Source organism: Klebsiella sp. 2019SCSN059 (assembly GCF_021739525.1).
GTDB lineage: Bacteria > Pseudomonadota > Gammaproteobacteria > Enterobacterales > Enterobacteriaceae > Klebsiella > Klebsiella quasipneumoniae.
The window spans coordinates 1-2,658 of sequence record NZ_JAKKOM010000089.1 but is presented as its reverse complement, the minus strand read 5'-3'; the positions used below and the strand labels follow the sequence as shown (position 1 = coordinate 2,658).

At 46.1% G+C, this 2,658-nt stretch carries 3 protein-coding genes and 2 pseudogenes; 3 read left to right on the top strand and 2 right to left on the bottom strand.

Going from position 1 to position 2,658, the window contains the following annotated elements; translation table 11 throughout:
* A pseudogene (locus L2I46_RS28895) lies at window positions 1-82 on the bottom strand (SMR family transporter); the annotation flags it as partial.
* Between the two features lie 33 nt (window positions 83-115).
* On the opposite strand from L2I46_RS28895, the pseudogene L2I46_RS28890 reads away from it, so the two are divergent.
* A pseudogene (locus L2I46_RS28890) lies at window positions 116-274 on the top strand (helix-turn-helix domain-containing protein); the annotation flags it as partial.
* A 95-nt stretch (window positions 275-369) separates the two neighbouring features.
* Window positions 370-1,014, top strand: a complete 645-nt coding sequence (locus L2I46_RS28885; RefSeq protein ID WP_065908739.1) for a quinolone resistance pentapeptide repeat protein QnrB91 — start codon at window positions 370-372, stop codon at window positions 1,012-1,014.
* 41 nt (window positions 1,015-1,055) lie between these two features.
* Here the strand turns inward: L2I46_RS28885 and L2I46_RS28880 are convergent, their stop codons facing one another.
* Complete coding sequence (locus L2I46_RS28880; protein ID WP_003833285.1) at window positions 1,056-1,508, bottom strand: SgcJ/EcaC family oxidoreductase; 453 nt, start codon at window positions 1,506-1,508, stop codon at window positions 1,056-1,058.
* A gap of 534 nt (window positions 1,509-2,042) precedes the next feature.
* Here L2I46_RS28880 and L2I46_RS28875 point away from each other — a divergent pair.
* Window positions 2,043-2,658, top strand: a 616-nt coding sequence (locus L2I46_RS28875; RefSeq protein WP_227687738.1) for an ABC transporter substrate-binding protein, incomplete at its 3' end; no start/stop codon positions are given.

The window sequence follows — 2,658 nt, the reverse complement described above, 5'->3', positions numbered from 1 at the left end:
TGGCTGTAATTATGACGACGCCGAGTCCCGACCAGACTGCATAAGCAACACCGACAGGGATGGATTTCAGAACCAGACGCAGCCGCAGGCGCCGGAAACTAAACCGATGTCTGTAGGGTTACCGCTGGATCTGCGTGAATTCCAGCAGCAGCAAGAGAAAGACTTTCTACAAACCAGCTTACAGCAGGCAAAATTTAACCAGAAAAAAGCCGCTGAATTACTGGGTCTGACTTACCATCAGCTTCGCGCTTTGCTGAAAAAACACCAGATTTAACGCACATTTGCAGATGTTATATTGGCGGATTTGACGCATAACCTCATCAGGGTTTACCATGACGCCATTACTGTATAAAAAAACAGGCACAAAATATGGCTCTGGCACTCGTTGGCGAAAAAATTAACAGAAACCGCTTCACCGGTGAGAAAATTGAAAATAGTACATTTTTTAACTGTGATTTTTCAGGTGCCGACCTGAGCGGCACTGAATTTATCGGCTGTCAGTTCTATGATCGTGAAAGCCAGAAAGGGTGCAATTTTAGTCGTGCGATGCTGAAAGATGCCATTTTTAAAAGCTGTGATTTATCCATGGCGGATTTTCGCAATGCCAGTGCGCTTGGCATTGAAATTTGCCACTGTCGTGCGCAAGGCGCAGATTTTCGCGGCGCAAGTTTTATGAATATGATCACTACTCGCACCTGGTTTTGCAGTGCATATATCACTAACACAAATCTAAGCTACGCCAATTTTTCGAAAGTCGTGTTGGAAAAGTGTGAGCTGTGGGAAAACCGTTGGATGGGGGCCCAGGTACTGGGCGCGACGTTCAGTGGTTCAGATCTCTCCGGCGGCGAGTTTTCGACTTTCGACTGGCGAGCAGCAAACTTCACACATTGCGATCTGACCAATTCGGAGTTGGGTGACTTAGATATTCGGCGCGTTGATTTACAAGGCGTTAAGTTGGACAACTACCAGGCATCGTTGCTCATGGAACGTCTTGGCATCGCGATTATTGGCTAGTCTTCAGGGAGCGGTGAATATTCCGCCCCCTGCACAGCTTTTTACCCTTCAGGCATCGCTGAAGAGTGGTGTGTGGAAATTTTCCACTCTTTACCGTCCCATGCATAAGTGAATGTGTAGCGGGCTGAAACCGTTGATTTGTCCGCGAAGGTAAATGTGTAGGTACCGGTGTCTATCGCCTTATTACACCCCAGGCGAATGGTACGCATGTCAATTTTCCCGGTCGGCTTTTTCGCAAGAAAATGCTCGAAATAATCAACACGTTCAGCGTCCGTTAAACGCGCTTTATTGGATACAGTAGGCAACAATACCGCATCGCTAAGATAATTTTCAGATACCGTCTGCGCGTTACCTGTTTTCAATGACTCGTTCCACTTATCAAATAGCGCTTCGATTTGCGCTTTATTCACCTTCACACAGTCTGGAGTCGACGCTGCAAAAACGGCTCCAGGCAATAGGGCAAGTGAAACAACAAGGCTCAGTAATTTATTCATACAATTCATTCCATTAGAAGTTAAATGGCAACAGAAAACCGTTCATAACCAGGATCAAAGCCAAAATGCATTTAATAACCAATGGAAATCATCACCATAAATGGGTGAGAAGATTAAGATGCCATGAAGAAAAAATGGAATTAACATATTGAAATAATTATAGATACTTTAGCTATTACAACTCACATAACGTGTACTGCTTCCTGAATGATTATAGTTCAGCATTGATAGTGACACTCTAAATGCTCGCTCCACACTTCGTTATCGATGCCATACTCCATCTTCCGAGCACACACTGATATCAATCAGTAAACAACGACAGGTACGCCCCCACGTTTATAGCAAGTCAGATGGGCCATGAAAATGCTAAGATAGTTAACAGAGTAGATTCAAAGTGGATAGCAGGTATGAATTTTGACCATGTCGCGGTGTTGAACTCGCGCTTATCGAGCCTGTTACTCCCAAAAACAAACGGTAATGGCAAATGTCATTAAGTATTAGTAAGATAGCCTCTTTATATAATCCATTAAAATTATGCGCCTGGTTTTATCATCTCTGATCGTGATGGCTGGATTTCTGAGTGGTCAGGCTGCTGCTGCGCCTGAGCAAGCTCCGCACGCTGATATCCGTGACAGTGGGTTTGTCTATTGCGTCAGCGGGCAAGTCAATACGTTCAACCCACAAAAAACGAGCAGCGGTCTCATCGTCGATACGTTAGCGGCCCAATTGTATGACCGACTGCTTGATGTAGATCCCTACACCTATCGGCTGGTGCCTGAGCTTGCTGAAAGCTGGGAGGTGCTGGATAACGGCGCAACCTACCGCTTCCATCTGCGTCGTGACGTTCAGTTTCAGAAGACGGCCTGGTTCACCCCCACCCGCAAACTGAATGCAGACGATGTGGTGTTTACCTTCGAGCGCATCTTTGATCGCCACCATCCGTGGCACAATGTGAACGGCAGCAGTTTCCCCTACTTCGACAGCCTGCAGTTTGCCGATAACGTCCAAAGCGTGCGCAAACTGGACAACAACACCGTTGAATTCCGCTTAACGCAACCGGATGCCTCCTTTATGGGGTATAGGAAGTATAAACCACCTTTTTGCTCCTCATCCGAAGTATCTTACCTGAAATTCCCTCACTCGTTTACCG